We start from the raw sequence: 16,582 nt of genomic DNA on the forward strand, positions 1-16,582 counted from the left end.
AAATGGATGGAAGTAAATTTGATAAAGAGCCAGTAAATGAAGAAGAATTATTAGCTCAAGGGTACCGTAAATATCATGGTGAAGGCATTGACATTTATTATAATAAAGATATTTGCGCACATATAGGAAATTGTGTACGAGGCAATCCAGACATTTTTGAGGTAGGGCGTAGACCATGGATTATTCCTGATAATGGCAGTGTTGAAAATGCCAGCTATGTTGTGGATACCTGTCCAAGCGGAGCCTTAAAATATGTCGTTAAAAAGTAAGTAAATTAGGTAAGGAGAATTATGATGGAAATTAAAGAAGAAAAAGAACGCTTTGTTTTATTGAATGATGCGAATGAAGAAGCTGGCGAAATGACTTGGTCAAATGCTGGGTCAGAAATTATGATTATTGATCATACATTTGTAGATCCAACATATCGTGGTCAGGGATTAGCAGAAAAACTAGTTGCTGCAGGTGTAGAGAAGGCTCGAAATGAAGGGAAAAAGATTATTCCGCTGTGCCCGTTTGCTAAAAAAGAATTTGAGGAAAAATCAGAATATGCAGATGTTTTAAGAAAATAAGTTTAGGACTTCTCTAGTCAAACGACTTCAATTGTGCTAAAGTAAAAATGAGGTAGTTTGGAATAAGGAGGGTCATCTTTTGTATAATTTTATTTTGGGCGTTATCTTGGTTTTGTCAGTGATCATTGTTATAACGATTATGATGCAACCTAGCAAACAAAATAGTGCTGCAAGTGCTTTTACTGGTGGCGCGGATCAATTATTCGGAAAGCAAAAAGCTCGCGGCTTCGAAGCTGTGATGCAACGATCGACCGCCGTTTTAGGTGCGATCTGGATGATATTGCTCTTCGTATTAATGTTTTTATCAAGCAAATAAAACCGGCCTCTCGATTGAGAGGTCTTTTTTATTTTGTATTTGCAATAAATCAAGTACACTTTAAGATAGAACAAAGATGAGCGCTTCATTGAATGTATTCCAATGAAAATTATATATAGTGATAATGACTGAGAAGTTATCACTGCATACGAAGGATTTTGATATGATAAGTTCAATTGAGTGATAAACAAGGAGTGAAGAAAATGATTCAAGTACCCGAGTCGCTGTTTCTGCCTCAAGGAAAACGAGCGGTTCTACTTTTACATGCTTATTCTGGCAGTCCCAATGATGTGCGGATGTTGACACGCTATTTAGAGAAATTGAATTATACAATCTATGCTCCACTATATACCGGTCACGGAACATCAGATCCACTTGATATTCTGCAAGTAGCATCTAGTCGTTGGTGGCAAGATAGCCAACAGAGTGTGGAGTTTTTAAGATCTAAGGGATATCAGGAAATTGCTGTATTTGGTCTTTCAATGGGTGGGATTTTTGCGACTCGGTTGTTGGGCACGATGCCAGAAAAGTTTATCGGTGGCGGTTTTTTCTGTTCGCCTATCTCACCAGTAAAAACAAACGTAACAGAAAACTTTTTAATCTATGCTCAACAAGTTTTAAAAAGAAACGGTGTAGAGCCTAGAAAAGATGTAATTGAAAATTACCGTCCCTTAGTGGAAAAACAATTAGAGACAATTGAAGAACAGGCTCGCAATGCGAATAGTCATCTAGCAAACATTACTCATCCTTTTTTTATGGCTCAATCTGGACAGGATGAAATGATTGAGGCTGATGGTGTTTTTCGAACCGCAGAACGGCTAAAGCAGACCACATTTACCTTGAAATGGTATCCAAATAGTGGTCATGTGATCACTGTAGGGCCTGAGAGAAGACAATTTGAACAAGATGTGGCTGATTTTTTGGCAGGTCTTGGCTGGAGTGAAGATAATGGAGAGACAAACAATTAAAAGAGAGATACTAGCTGGATTGAAAGCAGCTAATAAAAAAAGCCTTTCTATGGAAGAGTTGGCAGAAGTTCTAGATATGCGTAAAAGTGATGACTTTAAATTGTTGGTCAAAACGATTGCACAAATGGAGCGAGAAAAAACAGTAGAATTTAATAAAAAGGGTCGGATCAAGCTACCTTTTCAACCAATTGAGGTAGAAGGTATTTTTCGCCGTAATGAAAGAGGATTTGGATTTGTAACAATTGATCCTGAAGAACCAGATGTTTTCATTCCGAAAGACGCGACGAACTTCGCGATGGATGGTGACATCGTCATGATTGATATTCAAAAGACAGCGGACCTTTTTTCCGATCGCGGAGCAGAAGGACAAGTTGTTTCTATTAAAGAAAGAAAGATTCAACAAATTGTTGGGGAGTTTACTGCTTTTGATGTAGACGAAATTGCAGAATCAGATTTGTATGGATACGTAACACCAAAAGATAAAAAAAGTGCACAATTTAAAGTTTTTATTGCAGCAGAAGGAATTCAACCTGTAGATGGAAGTATCGTTATCGTTGAAATTACCCATTATCCAGAAAAAGGGTACGCTACTAGTTTAGAAGGCTTGATTACTAAGGTTATTGGACACAAAAATGATCCTGGGATGGATATACTATCAATTGTTATTGCGCAAGGTATTCCTACTCAATTTCCAGAGGAAGTACAGACTGCATCTGAACAAATACCTGATAAAATCATGGATTCAGATTTAGTTGGTCGCCGTGATTTACGTGACCAACAAATTGTTACGATTGATGGTGCAGATGCTAAGGATCTAGATGATGCAGTGACTGTACGAAAATTAGATAATGGAAATTATTTTTTAGGTGTTCATATCGCCGACGTTTCATATTACGTAACTGAAAATAGTATTTTGGATAAGGAAGCCTTTGAACGTGGAACGAGTGTCTATTTGACTGATCGTGTCATTCCAATGATCCCTCAACGATTATCTAATGGAATTTGTTCTTTAAATCCACAAGTACCTCGCTTAACAATGAGCTGTGAAATGGAGATTGATTCTACTGGAAAAATCTTAAGTCATGAAATTTTTCAAAGTGTCATTCAAACAAGCGAACGAATGACTTATTCGGCAGTCAATGCTATTTTGGAGGAAGAGGATTCCGAATCAATTGAGAGATATCATGATTTAGTACCAATGTTTCGTTTGATGAAAGAACTTCATCAAATTTTGGAAGCACATCGAAACCATCGTGGAGCAATTAACTTTGAGGACCGAGAAGCAAAAATTTTAGTAGATTCTGAAGGTCATCCAAAGGATATTGAATTGCGTGAACGAGGTGTTGGTGAACGATTAATTGAATCCTTCATGTTAGCGGCAAACGAAACCGTGGCAGAACATTTTAATCGTCAAAAACTACCATTCATTTATCGAATTCACGAGCAGCCTAAAGAAGAAAAGATGCAGCGATTCTTCGATTTTGCGGCTGCGTTAGGTATCTTAGTAAAAGGTACAAAGAACACAATTACGCCAAAAGATTTGCAGAAAGTGATACAAGAGGTAGAAGAGAAACCAGAAGCAGCAGTGATTAATACAATGCTATTACGCAGCATGCAGCAAGCTCGTTATTCTGAAGACAATTACGGTCATTATGGATTAGCCGCTGAATACTATACGCATTTTACTTCACCGATTCGACGTTACCCTGATTTGATTGTTCATCGTTTGATTCGGACCTACAGCCAAGATCAAAGTGATGCGACGAAAGAGAAATGGGCAGAGGCATTGCCTGAAATTGCGGACCATAGTTCAAAAATGGAACGTCGTTCTGTGGAAGCAGAACGTGAAGTCGATAGTATGAAGAAGGCAGAATATATGGCTGATAAAATTGGTGAGGAGTTTGACGGTATTATCAGTTCAGTAACAAAGTTTGGTATTTTTATAGAATTACCTAATACAGTAGAAGGAATGATTCATGTAAATGAGTTGAAACAAGATTATTTTCACTTCGTTGAAAATCAATTAGCATTAGTGGGAGAAAGGACACGCCAAACCTTTAAGATTGGTCAAAAAGTCCGGATCAAAGTAGTTAAATCAGATCCTGAGACACGAGAAATTGATTTTGAGCTGCTAGAAGCGGAAGAAATTCCTTTGTTGGAGGTTCCTAAAGGGGGAAGCCGTCAAAGACGTCAGTCGACAGGTGGAAGAAAAAACAACAAGAAGTCCGATAAATATTATGGGAAAAATGTTGACCGAACAAAAAACGGTAAAGATAAGAAAAAGAAAAAGGGTAAGAAGCCTTTTTATAAATCAGTAGCTAAAAAGAAAAAGTCCGGAAGAAAGAAGGGGTAGTATGCCAAAAGGCGAAGGCAAGCTAGTGGCACAAAATAAAAAAGCTCGTCATGATTATACGATCATCGATACGATTGAAGCGGGAATTGTTTTGCAGGGAACAGAAATCAAATCAATCCGAAATAGCCGAATCAACTTAAAGGATGGTTTTGCTCGGATTAGAAATGGCGAGGCTTTCTTATACAATGTGCATATCAGCCCTTATGAGCAAGGAAATATTTTTAATCATGACCCTGTTCGAACACGTAAATTGTTGATGCACAAAAAACAAATCGCTCGTTTGGCGGGTGAAGTAAAAAATACTGGAATTACATTAGTTCCCTTAAAAGTCTATTTAAAGGATGGCTACGCAAAAGTACTAATTGGCGTTGCTAAAGGGAAACATCAGTATGATAAAAGAGAAAGTTTGAAGCGTAAAGATGTTGATCGTCAAATTAGTCGTACGTTAAAAAATTATTCTCGATAGCAAAATATTCTTTTTCGCATATTTGGTGAGAATTACTTTACTTCACATTAGATTTTGATACGATTGGTTACAATCTATACTAGCTATATTGCGGTCAAAAACAGCTATTTAAGGCGTATAGACAGAGATAAAATAACGACGAAGAAAATATCTTTGAGTTATTCGAAAATTTTTAGGAAAATTCTTTGAAATTTTCTTTCTCTGGTGGTAACATACGATAGTATTTTGAGGAGCAGCGCTAAGCAGGCACGAGCTGACGCGAGTCGCTGGGAAGAGAGGTGAACTGAATTGGATGAAAAATCTTGGGTTTTCCATATTGGTCCCATATGGTTCGATGGTACGGTGACGACAATGATAATTGTGACATGTGTGATTGTCTTCTTCCTTGTTTTTGCGTTCACACGCAACCTGTCATTGAAGCCCAAAGGAAAGCAAAACGCAATTGAGTGGGTCATTGATTTTACAACGAATATTGTTGGCGACAACATGCCTCGTAAAGAAGTCAGAAATTTTAGTTTGTTCTCATTTACGTTGTTCTTATTTATTTTTGTAGCGAACCAAATCGGATTGGTCACAAAAATCGTCACAGGTGACAACGTGACTTATTGGAAAAGTCCCACTGCAAACCCGTTTGTAACAATGGGATTAGCCTTACTGGTGTTGGTATTAGCCAATTACTTAGGCACAGAAAAATTAGGCTTAGGTGGATACATTAAAAATTCTTTCTTTACACCCGCAGGATTATTTCCTATTAAGTTGATGGAAGAATTTACCAACGTAATAACGTTGGGCCTTCGTCTTTACGGTAACATTTTTGCTGGTGAGGTATTGCTTTCTCTTATCGCAAGCATGGTTACAAGTACAGGATGGTGGACATTGCCATTTGCAATCCCGCTTGAGATGATTTGGATCGCATTCTCATTATTTATCGGAAGTATCCAAGCATTTGTTTTCACAACTCTATCTATGGTTTATATCAGTCATAAAATCGAGGTAGAATAATAAAAAATTAACACACTTTTAGGAGGAAATTTATTATGAACTTTATCGGTGCAGGAATCGCAATCATGGGAGCCGCAATTGGGGCTGGTTATGGTAATGGACAAGTAATCTCAAAAGCAATTGAATCAATGGCACGTCAACCAGAAATGTCAGGACAAATTCGTTCAACAATGTTTATCGGTGTTGGTTTGATCGAAGCTGTGCCAATTCTAGGGGTAGTTTTAGGTATGTTGATGGTTTTCCAAGGTTAATAATTGATGTTTTTTGTTACGGCTCATCTCAGAGATGAGCAAAAGAACCGTTTAACGGTTCTTTTAATGAGAAAGAACAGAAAGGAAGACCGAGTATGCTGAATCTAGTTATTGCTGAGGCTGTCAACACAACACTCGGTAATTTAATCGCCGTTACGGGTGCATTCGTAATCCTAATGGCATTATTGAAAAAATTCGCGTGGGGTGCCGTCCAAGACATTCTAAAAAAACGTGAAGATAAGATCGCCAATGATCTAGATTCTGCCGAACAATCTCGGATCAAAGCTGCTGAGTTGGAAAAAGAACGTGAAGCTCAGTTGGCAAGTTCCCGTAGTGATGCGGCAGATATCATCAAAAATGCGAAAGAAAGTGGCGAATTAAGCCGCCAAAATATCATCAAAGATACTAAGGAAGAAGTTACTCGTCTAAAAGATCGCGCACAAGCGGAAATCAAAGATGAACGTGAAAACGCGTTGACTTCTGTTAAAGATGATGTGGCAACACTTTCTCTACAAATCGCAGAAAAAATCTTGAGCAAAGAGCTTTCACAAGATGCCCATCAAGATTTAATTAATGACTATATGGATAAGTTAGGTAATACGAAACATGAAGCTTGATAAGTATACTGTTGGTAAACGATATGGAAAAGCTTTGTTTGAATTGGCGATCGAAAATGAAGCCGCCGATGCCGTTTATCAAGAGTTATTGACGATTCGGGAAATCTGTAAAGAAATCCCAGATTTAGGGAATATATTGACGGATGTTCGTTTAGAAGGTGCTGAGAAAAAAGCGATCATGAATGCTTTTACTAGTAATTTCGACGGAATTGTCAAGAATTTCTTATTAGTTGTTTTTGAGTACAATCGTAGTGATGATCTTCCATTTATGATAGAGGAATTTGAACGTCGTTATGATGAACAAAACAAAATTGCACACGGAACGGTAACTACAGCTGTGCCGCTCTCTGAAGAAAAGAAACACGAACTTGAAGCGAAAGTCGCTGATGTTTTTGGCTACCAGAAGGCCACGTTAACCCCGATAGTTGATGAATCAATTCTCGGCGGTGTCATTGTTGAAGCCGATCATCAAGTGATCGACGGCAGCCTCGCCAGCCAATTAAATGGTCTACGAGCAGCACTTAGTAAAAAGTAGAGAAGAAGAGGTGAAATGAATGGCCATCAAAGCAGAAGAAATCAGTGCTTTAATCAAAGAACAGATTCAAAATTATGATAATAAGCTGTCTGTTGAAGAAATCGGAACAGTCACTTACGTTGGGGATGGAATCGCCCGTGCCCACGGGTTAGAAAATGCAATGAGTGGAGAGCTTCTAGAGTTTTCTAATGGCTCTTACGGAATGGCACAAAACTTAGAAAGCAATGATGTCGGTATCATCGTTCTAGGTGAATTTGAGTCCATTCGTGAAGGAGATAAAGTAAAACGTACCGGTAAAATCATGGAAGTGCCTGTTGGTGATAACATGATTGGGCGGGTAGTAAATCCATTAGGTCAGCCAATTGATGGTATGGGCCCAATCGAAACAAGTAAAACTCGTCCTGTAGAAGCAATGGCTCCTGGCGTTATGCAACGTAAATCAGTTTCAGAACCAATGCAAACGGGGTTAAAAGCCATTGATGCGCTAGTTCCAATTGGTCGTGGTCAACGGGAACTAGTCATTGGAGACCGTAAAACAGGGAAAACTTCAATCGCCATTGATACGATTATTAACCAAAAAGGTCAAGATATGATTTGTATCTACGTCGCTATTGGTCAAAAAGAATCTACGGTACGCTCACAAGTGGAGACACTTCGTAAGTTCGGTGCTATGGATTACACTATTGTCGTAACGGCTGGTGCGTCACAACCTGCACCGCTATTATTTATTGCGCCTTATGCTGGAACAGCGATGGGTGAAGAGTTCATGTATAACGGCAAGCATGTACTTGTTGTATTTGATGATTTATCAAAACAGGCAGTTGCTTATCGTGAACTTTCATTGTTATTACGTCGTCCGCCAGGTCGTGAAGCTTATCCAGGGGATGTTTTTTACCTACACTCACGTTTGCTAGAACGTGCTGCAAAACTTTCAGATGAATTAGGCGGAGGATCACTTACTGCCTTACCATTTGTTGAAACACAGGCTGGAGATATTTCTGCTTATATTCCAACAAACGTGATTTCAATTACTGATGGACAAATCTTCTTAGAAAATGATTTATTCTATGCAGGTATTCGACCAGCCGTGGATGCTGGATTATCTGTATCACGGGTCGGTGGTTCTGCTCAAATCAAAGCAATGAAGAAAGTTGCTGGGACTCTTCGTTTGGATTTAGCCAGCTATCGTGAATTAGAAGCCTTCACTCAATTCGGTTCAGATTTAGATGCTGCTACTCAAGCGAAATTAAATCGTGGACGCCGAACAGTTGAAGTATTAAAACAAAAATTACATGATCCACTTCCTGTTGAAAAACAAGTAGTGATCCTTTATGCCTTGACTCATGGCGTACTTGATAGTATTCCAGTCAATAGTATTTTAGATTTTGAAGCACAATTATTTGAATATCTTGAAACAAATCATTCAGATTTATTTGCGACAATTCGTGATACGAAAGATTTGCCAGATGCAAATAAGCTAGATGGAGCGATCCAGGAATTCAAAGATATTTTTGATGCTTCCGCAGCGAACCAAGAAAAAGCATAATCGAGGTGAGAATAAAACATGGCATCCTTAAATGAAATCAAAACACGGATTGCATCGACGAAGAAAACGAGTCAAATCACCAACGCTATGCAAATGGTATCAGCATCTAAATTAACGAAATCAGAGGCTTATTCAGCAAAATTCCAGCTTTACGCGTCAAAAGTACGTGAAGTGTTAACTCACTTAACAGCAAGTGAATTAACGGAGTTAGCTAATTCTGGTCGTGAATTAGGCGGCATCAATTATCACAGTATGTTGTTGAACCGTCCGGTCAAGAAAACTGGTTATATCGTGATTACTTCTGATGGCGGTTTAGTCGGAGGTTATAACAGCTCAATTTTAAAGCAAACCATGACAATGCTTGAAGATGATCATGATTCTGCTGATGAATATGTTTTGTTAGCCATTGGTGGAACCGGTGCGGACTTTTTCAAAGCTCGCGGTGTAAAATTAGCCTACGAATTACGCAATTTATCGGATCAACCGAGCTTTGATGAAGTACGAAAAATCGTTTCGATGACGACTAGTATGTATGAAAATCAAGTCTTCGACGAATTATATGTATGCTATAACCATCATGTCAATTCGTTGTCTAGTCAGTTCCGAGTGGAAAAAATGCTGCCGATTTCTGACTTAGATCCAAGCGAAGCACAAACATATCGGGAAGAGTATCTATTCGAACCTTCAAAAGAAGCCATTCTTGATCAATTACTTCCACAATATGCTGAAAGTCTGATCTACGGTGCAATCGTTGATGCCAAAACGGCAGAGCATGCGGCCGGAATGACAGCAATGAAGACAGCGACTGATAACGCCAGCGCGATCATTGGCGATTTAACGATTTCATACAACCGAGCTCGTCAAGCGGCGATTACTCAAGAGATTACTGAAATTGTCGGCGGGGCTTCCGCATTAGAATAATTTCGAGATTGGAGGAAAAAACATGAGTTCAGGCAAGATTGTTCAAGTTATTGGTCCCGTTGTCGACGTGGAATTTTCTTTAGATCAATCCTTACCAGACATCAACAATGCGTTGATTGTTTATAAAAAAGATAAAACAAAAGTTGTTCTTGAAGCTGCTTTGGAACTTGGTGATGGTGTTATTCGCACAATCGCCATGGAATCAACGGATGGATTACAACGTGGAATGGAAGTTGTCGATACTGGCAAGCCTATTTCTGTTCCAGTAGGAAAAGAAACTCTAGGTCGTGTATTTAATGTATTAGGTGAAACAATCGACAAGGAAGCGCCTTTTCCAGAAGATGCAGAAAAAAGTGGTATTCACAAGAAAGCACCAACTTTCGAAGAACTTAGCACAAGTAATGAGATCTTAGAAACAGGAATCAAAGTTATTGACTTGTTAGCTCCTTACTTAAAAGGTGGTAAAGTTGGATTATTTGGTGGTGCCGGTGTTGGTAAAACAGTCTTGATTCAAGAGCTAATTCATAATATCGCTCAAGAACATGGTGGTATTTCTGTGTTTACTGGTGTTGGTGAACGTACTCGTGAAGGGAACGACCTTTATTATGAAATGAAAGATTCTGGTGTTATTGAGAAAACTGCTATGGTGTTCGGTCAAATGAACGAGCCGCCAGGTGCACGTATGCGTGTTGCCTTAACTGGTTTAACCTTAGCCGAATACTTCCGTGATGAAGAAGGACAAGATGTGTTGCTATTTATTGACAACATTTTCCGTTTCACTCAAGCCGGATCAGAAGTTTCTGCCTTACTTGGCCGTATGCCGTCAGCAGTTGGTTACCAACCGACTTTAGCAACTGAAATGGGTCAATTACAAGAACGTATTACGTCGACGAAAAAAGGTTCAATTACCTCGATTCAAGCCATCTACGTACCTGCGGATGACTATACTGACCCTGCGCCAGCAACAGCCTTTGCCCATTTAGATGCAACGACCAACTTGGAACGGAAATTAACCGAACAAGGGATCTATCCCGCAGTTGATCCATTAGCGTCCTCTTCTAGTGCTTTAGCGCCTGAAATTGTAGGTGAAGAACATTACCGTGTTGCTACAGAAGTTCAACGTGTTTTACAACGTTATCGGGAATTACAAGATATCATTGCAATTTTAGGGATGGATGAATTATCTGATCAAGAAAAAGTAATTGTATCTCGTGCTCGTAGAATTCAATTTTTCTTGTCACAAAACTTTAATGTGGCAGAACAATTTACTGGTTTACCAGGTTCTTATGTACCTGTTGAGAAAACTGTTGAAGGGTTTAAAGAAATCCTTGAAGGGAAATATGATGATCTTCCTGAAGAAGCATTCCGCAGTGTAGGTCCGATCGAAGACGTAGTAGAAAAAGCGAAAACTTTAGGCTACTAGAAAGAGGTGCCCGATGGAACAAGAAAAAAACAAAGTTCTGCAAGTGAACGTTGTTACTCCAGATGGTAATGTCTATGATCACAATGCAACGATTGTAGTCGCGAAGACCGTGGCTGGTGAAATAGGTATTTTGCCCAATCACGCACCAATCATAGCCCCTCTTGCAATTGATGAGGTCCGTGTTCGCCGAACAGATTCGGATACCCATGTTGACTGGATTGCGGTTAATGGTGGAATCATGGAGGTTCGAGACAATGTGTTGACGATCATCGCTGATACGGCAGAACGTGAACGCGATATCGACGTTTCTCGTGCGGAAAGAGCAAAACAACGTGCGGAAGCGCGAATTCAAGAAGCGCGTGAAAAACAAGACACTGACCAATTGAGTCGTGCTGAAGTTGCCTTGCATCGTGCTATGAATCGTATTAAAGTTTCAAAACACCGTTAAGTTTACTAGATTGAAAGGATTGTGCCAAATTATCTTGGTGCAATCTTTTTTTTAAATCAATTTTAAAATTTGGAAATAAAAGATGAACACTCCCTCTTCTTAAAAGTTATTACTACCAAAATAATAAGAAGAATTTTGAGTATTTTGACGAAAAGAGAAAGATAAAAATTTTTAAAGAACTTTTTGAGAAAGAAAACAAATGTTAAGTTTTTTAAAAGTTTCTCTACAGTACTTTGGGTGAGCAAAGTATTCTTCTTTATCTGAAACTGTGATATAATCCTACTGTTGATTTTTTTGAAAGGATAAGAATTATGCAAGTATATGGAATTGATGCAATCGTTAGAATTGTCTCGCATTTTTCCTTCATCTATTTAGCTTTTTGGGCTTTGAGGTCATTGCGCATAGAAAATCTTTTTAAAGCATTTAAGGAAACGCAGGTACGTCTTGTGATCTTGATGTTAGCAATTGCTTTAGGGTTTGCTTGCAGTACATTCTTCTTAGAAATCATTCTTTTATGTAAAAATATATTTTTGACATTTAACTAAGGTACATATACGAAGCAATCGATTAGCTTTTTGGAGGGAATACAGATGGAAGAGATCATCGTTCGTGGTGGTAAACAATTAAAAGGAACAGTACATATTGAAGGGGCAAAAAATGCCGTATTGCCGATTTTAGCTGCGACTTTATTGGCAGAAGAAGGAACATCAACGTTAAGCAATGTTCCGATTTTATCTGATGTTTTTACCATGAATCAAGTGATTCGTTATTTGAATACAGATGTTGAGTTCAATGAAGAAACGAAAGAAGTTACAGTGGATGCTACACGTCAATTAAATGTAGAAGCTCCTTATGAATATGTAAGCAAGATGCGCGCATCAATCGTTGTAATGGGCCCCTTATTAGCTAGAAATGGTCATGCTAAGGTTGCAATGCCTGGCGGATGTGCTATTGGTAAACGTCCAATTGACTTGCATTTGAAAGGTTTCCAAGCTTTAGGAGCGAAAATTATCCAAAAAAATGGCTACATTGAAGCAATTGCAGATGAATTGATTGGTGATACCATTTATTTGGATTTCCCAAGTGTTGGTGCAACTCAAAACATTATGATGGCTGCTGTAAAGGCTAAAGGTACAACAGTGATCGAAAACGTTGCTCGCGAGCCTGAAATTGTTGATTTGGCTAATTTCTTGAATAAAATGGGTGCTAGTATTCATGGTGCTGGGACAGAAACGATGCGTATTGAAGGGGTAGATCATCTTCATGCCGTTTCTCATCCAATTGTCCAAGACCGGATTGAAGCTGGTACATTTATGGTTGCCGCTGCGATGACTGAAGGAAATGTTCTGATTGATGGTGCAATTCCAGAACATAATCGTCCGTTGATTTCTAAGTTGATTGAGATGGGTGTTAAGGTAACGGAAGAAAACGACGGCTTACGTGTGATTGGTCCTAAGACTTTGAAAGCAACGGATATTAAGACAATGCCTCATCCTGGCTTCCCAACAGATATGCAAGCTCAGATGACTGCTATCCAATTAGTTGCTAACGGAATCAGTACGACGACAGAAACTGTTTTTGAAAATCGTTTCCAACATTTAGAAGAAATGCGCAGAATGAATGCACAAGTCAAAATTGATAATAATGTTGCCTTAATAAAGGGCGCGACAGAATTACAAGGTGCGGAAGTTTATGCCACGGATTTACGTGCAGCAGCAGCGTTGGTCTTAGCTGGACTACGGGCAAACGGTATTACTCGTGTGCGTAACTTGAAATATTTGGATCGCGGTTATTATCAATTTCATAAAAAATTACAACAATTGGGTGCTGATGTAGAACGCGTAGATAATGAAAGCAAAAAAGCAATTGATGCAACAACTGTTTTAGCATAAGGAGTGAGTATATGAGTTCAGGCGAACATATCTTACGAAGCTTGATTCGGATTGTAGCGATATTACTTGCGGGTGTCTTGCTATTTATTATCGGCAGTATGATTGGTTATGGTGCAATGGGTGGAGGGAATCCATTTAAAGTACTATTGCCAGATGTTTGGCGCCATATTTTAGATTTTGTTCATTAATGTCTGTAGCAAAATTTTTGTTAATTATTGAAGAAGAGGTTGTTCCAATTTATGGTGCGATCTCTTTTTTATTCGTCTTATTATAGGTGAGAGACAAGCAAATAATTTGCAGCTATAAAAATAGAAATGTTTAAATAGATCAATGTTGATTTAGGATAGTTTGGAGTGAGAGAATGAATATTATAGGTAGAGGTCTGGTTTTCTTAGTACGAGGCTATCAGCGCTTTATCTCTCCGTTAACACAACCCTCTTGTCGATATTATCCATCTTGTTCTAGCTACATGATTAAAGCGATTCAAGTTCATGGGGCTTTTAAAGGAAGCTTAATGGGAATATCAAGAATACTGAGGTGTCATCCCTTTGCTAAGCCAGGATTGGATTATGTACCGGTGAAATTTTCATTACGGAAAAATTTAAAAGATAGAGAAGAACCAAGTTACCAAGAGCTGAAGAAAAAGTAGAAAAGTTAAAATTCTGAAGCAATTTGGGAAGTCCATTTATTTTTTTAGGTAAAATAGTGAGTTAAACAATAAAGAATACGATTAAAAGGTACGTGATTGAGGTTATTGTAAGACTAGATAGTATCTTTAAGTATTTAGATAAGTTAAATAGCCAAATAGCTCTAAAATAAGTAAAAGCATCTTTTACTATGGTGAATGTAAGTTTCACAATTAATCGTAAAAATCGTTTGCTTTTAAATTGAATAAGTTATTTTATGTAGACCTGATTAACTTTTCGTAAGTTAATCAGGTCTTTTTTCGTTATTTTATGAGCTGTAGGAAATAGTGTAAGCGCTATAAATTGTTTGATTATTGCTGAATTATTAAAATATTCAGAAAATTTAATTGACAGTGAGAGTTTTTTCCTATATATTCTTTATTATCTTAACGATTTATCATTATTTTATTAGGGGGAAACAGGATGAAGAAAAGAACAGTAGCTGCTCTAGCAGCAGGGTTGTTTCTATTTGGCGCGTGTGGTTCGCCTAAAGCTAACGATAGCAGTGGTGGAGAAGATGCCAAGACAATCAAAATCGGCGGGAACTTCGAATTATCAGGAGCTGTAGCAGCTTATGGTGAAGCGGAAAATGAAGGAGCTAAATTAGCCGTTGAAGAAATTAATAAAGATGGCGGAATTGATGGAAAGAAAATTGAGTATATCTCAAAAGATAATAAGTCTGATAATAATGAAGCAGCATCTGTTGCAGCAAACTTAACAACAAAAGATGAAGTAGTAGCAATTATTGGTCCAGCAACTTCAGGTGCGACAAAAGCAACGTTACCAAACTTATCAAAAGCTAAAGTTCCTGCTGTTACACCATCAGGAACAGATGATGCAATTACTGTACAAAAAGGTAAGGTCCAAGATTATATTTATCGTTCTTGTTTCCAAGATAGCTTCCAAGGAATTGTCTTAGCGAAATATGCGGATGATAACTTGAAAGCTGACAAAGCAGTAATCTTAGGTGATAACTCAAGTGATTATGCAAATGGCTTGAAGAAGGCCTTTAAGGATACTTACAAAGGTAAAATCGTAGCTGAGGAGAACTTTACTGCAGGAGATAAAGATTTCCAAGCAATGCTGACAAAAATCAAAGATAAAGACTTCAATGTTATCTATATCCCAGGCTATTACACAGAAGCGGGTCTAATCATCAAACAAGCTCGTGAAATGGGAATTGAACAACCTATCATCGGGGCTGACGGCTTTGGTGATGAAAAATTAGTTGAAACAGCTGGCGCAAGCAATGTCAAAAATGTCTATTATACAGGGCACTTCTCAACAAAAGCACCAGCAACTGATAAAGTGGAACCATTTGTAGAAGCTTTCGAGAAAAAGTATAACAAACAGCCATCTTCATTCAATGCTTTAGCTTACGATTCTGTTTACATGATCAAACAAGCAATTGAGGATGAAGGAAAAGCAACACCAGAAGCAATCGACAAAGGACTTGCGAATTTGAAAGATTTTGAAGGTGTTACTGGTAAGATTTCAATGGACAAGGAACATAATCCTATAAAATCAGCAGTAGTTCTTGGTCTGACAGATGGGAAAGAAACTTCTGCCGAAACCGTTAATCCATAATTACTCGGTGAATGCAGACAAGGGAGTGTGCCGATGGTTGTTGGCACACTCCCTTTTAAAAATTAAGGTCGTAATCGGATCGGCTACTCTATTTTTTTGAAAAGTGAAGTGATAAAGATGGAAGTATTTATTCAGCAAATCGTCAATGGGCTATTCCTAGGTAGTGTCTACGCATTGATGGCGCTTGGCTATACTATGGTCTATGGGATTATTAAATTAATCAACTTTGCCCATGGCGAAATATATATGATTGGGTCGTTTATTGGCTACTTTTTAATCAATCAGTTTAATATGGGCTTCTTTCCCGCCTTGGTATTATCAATGGCAGGAAGTGCAATTTTAGGAGTCGTTATTGAATTTTTGGCTTATCGTCCATTAAGAAATTCTACTCGAATTGCTGCTTTGATTACTGCAATCGGTGTTTCCTACCTATTGCAAAATACGATGATTTATTTTTTCAGTTCAACAACTCGTCCATTTCCACAGGCGATTAAACTGCAGGTTTACAAACTTGGATTTTTGAGTATTTCAAATATTCAATTGTTGATTTTAGGCTTGTCATTATTTTTAATGATTGCCTTAAACCTGATTGTTCAGAAAACCAAGATGGGGAAGGCGATGCGTGCAGTGAGTGTTGATACAGATGCCGCACAGTTGATGGGAATTGACGTAAACCGTACGATCTCCTTTACTTTTGCTTTAGGTTCAGCACTAGCAGCTGCTGGTGGAATGATGATCGGATTATATTATAATTCGATTGACCCGATGATGGGGTATATTCCAGGCTTAAAGTCATTTATTGCCGCAGTTTTAGGTGGAATTGGTATTATTCCAGGTGCTGCAATTGGTGGATTTGTCATCGGTTTAATAGAAACATTGACAACAGCATTGGGATTTTCAGATTTTAAAGACGCAGTCGTATATGCAGTATTGATTTTAATTTTGTTAATTCGTCCAGCCGGTATTTTAGGCAAACATGTGAAAGAGAAAGTGTAGGTGGAT

20 protein-coding genes are annotated in these 16,582 nt (G+C 38.3%); all 20 read left to right on the plus strand.

Annotated features, from left to right (window positions below; all coding sequences use genetic code 11):
• The first annotated feature begins 2 nt into the window (after positions 1-2).
• The gene (locus RV13_RS03470; protein ID WP_010746760.1) at positions 3-269 is read left to right on the plus strand and encodes a (4Fe-4S)-binding protein; all 267 of its coding nucleotides are present in this window, start codon (positions 3-5) and stop codon (positions 267-269) included.
• Positions 270-293: 24 nt separating this feature from the next.
• Positions 294-569: a GNAT family N-acetyltransferase gene (locus RV13_RS03475; RefSeq protein ID WP_010746759.1), complete on the plus strand. Its 276-nt coding sequence runs from the start codon at positions 294-296 to the stop codon at positions 567-569.
• A gap of 79 nt (positions 570-648) precedes the next feature.
• A complete protein-coding gene (gene secG / locus RV13_RS03480) occupies positions 649-885 on the plus strand; it encodes a preprotein translocase subunit SecG (protein WP_010746758.1) in 237 nt (78 codons plus the stop codon).
• A gap of 203 nt (positions 886-1,088) precedes the next feature.
• Positions 1,089-1,853 carry an alpha/beta hydrolase gene (locus RV13_RS03485; protein ID WP_010746757.1) on the plus strand — a complete coding sequence of 255 codons (765 nt, stop codon included), beginning with the start codon at positions 1,089-1,091 and terminating at the stop codon, positions 1,851-1,853.
• Positions 1,834-4,206: a ribonuclease R gene (gene rnr, locus RV13_RS03490; protein ID WP_010746756.1), complete on the plus strand. Its 2,373-nt coding sequence runs from the start codon at positions 1,834-1,836 to the stop codon at positions 4,204-4,206. The genes RV13_RS03485 and rnr overlap by 20 nt, the downstream gene beginning before the upstream one ends.
• A gap of 1 nt (position 4,207) precedes the next feature.
• Positions 4,208-4,672, plus strand: a complete 465-nt coding sequence (smpB, locus tag RV13_RS03495; protein ID WP_010746755.1) for an SsrA-binding protein SmpB — start codon at positions 4,208-4,210, stop codon at positions 4,670-4,672.
• A gap of 288 nt (positions 4,673-4,960) precedes the next feature.
• The gene (gene atpB / locus RV13_RS03500) at positions 4,961-5,674 is read left to right on the plus strand and encodes a F0F1 ATP synthase subunit A (RefSeq protein ID WP_010746754.1); all 714 of its coding nucleotides are present in this window, start codon (positions 4,961-4,963) and stop codon (positions 5,672-5,674) included.
• Between the two features lie 35 nt (positions 5,675-5,709).
• The gene (gene atpE / locus RV13_RS03505) at positions 5,710-5,925 is read left to right on the plus strand and encodes an ATP synthase F0 subunit C (protein ID WP_010746753.1); all 216 of its coding nucleotides are present in this window, start codon (positions 5,710-5,712) and stop codon (positions 5,923-5,925) included.
• Positions 5,926-6,020: 95 nt separating this feature from the next.
• On the plus strand, positions 6,021-6,542 hold the full coding sequence (gene atpF, locus RV13_RS03510) for a F0F1 ATP synthase subunit B (RefSeq protein ID WP_010746752.1): 522 nt from the start codon (positions 6,021-6,023) through the stop codon (positions 6,540-6,542).
• Positions 6,532-7,077, plus strand: coding sequence for an ATP synthase F1 subunit delta (gene atpH / locus RV13_RS03515; RefSeq protein WP_010746751.1), 546 nt, complete (start codon positions 6,532-6,534; stop codon positions 7,075-7,077). The genes atpF and atpH overlap by 11 nt, the downstream gene beginning before the upstream one ends.
• Positions 7,078-7,096: 19 nt before the next feature.
• Positions 7,097-8,623 carry a F0F1 ATP synthase subunit alpha gene (gene atpA, locus RV13_RS03520; protein ID WP_010746750.1) on the plus strand — a complete coding sequence of 509 codons (1,527 nt, stop codon included), beginning with the start codon at positions 7,097-7,099 and terminating at the stop codon, positions 8,621-8,623.
• 18 nt (positions 8,624-8,641) lie between these two features.
• A complete protein-coding gene (locus RV13_RS03525) occupies positions 8,642-9,544 on the plus strand; it encodes a F0F1 ATP synthase subunit gamma (protein WP_010746749.1) in 903 nt (300 codons plus the stop codon).
• 22 nt (positions 9,545-9,566) lie between these two features.
• A complete protein-coding gene (atpD, locus tag RV13_RS03530) occupies positions 9,567-10,967 on the plus strand; it encodes a F0F1 ATP synthase subunit beta (protein ID WP_010746748.1) in 1,401 nt (466 codons plus the stop codon).
• Between the two features lie 13 nt (positions 10,968-10,980).
• Positions 10,981-11,415, plus strand: coding sequence for a F0F1 ATP synthase subunit epsilon (locus tag RV13_RS03535; protein ID WP_010746747.1), 435 nt, complete (start codon positions 10,981-10,983; stop codon positions 11,413-11,415).
• A gap of 311 nt (positions 11,416-11,726) precedes the next feature.
• On the plus strand, positions 11,727-11,960 hold the full coding sequence (locus RV13_RS03540) for a DUF1146 family protein (RefSeq protein WP_010746746.1): 234 nt from the start codon (positions 11,727-11,729) through the stop codon (positions 11,958-11,960).
• Positions 11,961-12,005: 45 nt separating this feature from the next.
• Positions 12,006-13,307, plus strand: a complete 1,302-nt coding sequence (gene murA, locus RV13_RS03545) for a UDP-N-acetylglucosamine 1-carboxyvinyltransferase (RefSeq protein ID WP_010746745.1) — start codon at positions 12,006-12,008, stop codon at positions 13,305-13,307.
• Positions 13,308-13,318: 11 nt separating this feature from the next.
• Positions 13,319-13,495 (plus strand): DNA-directed RNA polymerase subunit beta, encoded by a 177-nt coding sequence (locus RV13_RS03550; RefSeq protein WP_010746744.1) that lies wholly within the window; start codon positions 13,319-13,321, stop codon positions 13,493-13,495.
• Between the two features lie 173 nt (positions 13,496-13,668).
• Positions 13,669-13,956 carry a membrane protein insertion efficiency factor YidD gene (gene yidD, locus RV13_RS03555; protein WP_010746743.1) on the plus strand — a complete coding sequence of 96 codons (288 nt, stop codon included), beginning with the start codon at positions 13,669-13,671 and terminating at the stop codon, positions 13,954-13,956.
• Positions 13,957-14,416: 460 nt separating this feature from the next.
• Complete coding sequence (locus RV13_RS03560) at positions 14,417-15,580, plus strand: ABC transporter substrate-binding protein (RefSeq protein WP_060789264.1); 1,164 nt, start codon at positions 14,417-14,419, stop codon at positions 15,578-15,580.
• A 117-nt stretch (positions 15,581-15,697) separates the two neighbouring features.
• A complete protein-coding gene (locus RV13_RS03565) occupies positions 15,698-16,576 on the plus strand; it encodes a branched-chain amino acid ABC transporter permease (protein WP_010746741.1) in 879 nt (292 codons plus the stop codon).
• Positions 16,577-16,582 lie beyond the last annotated feature (6 nt).

The organism is Enterococcus raffinosus (assembly GCF_001886185.1).
GTDB lineage: Bacteria > Bacillota > Bacilli > Lactobacillales > Enterococcaceae > Enterococcus_A > Enterococcus_A raffinosus.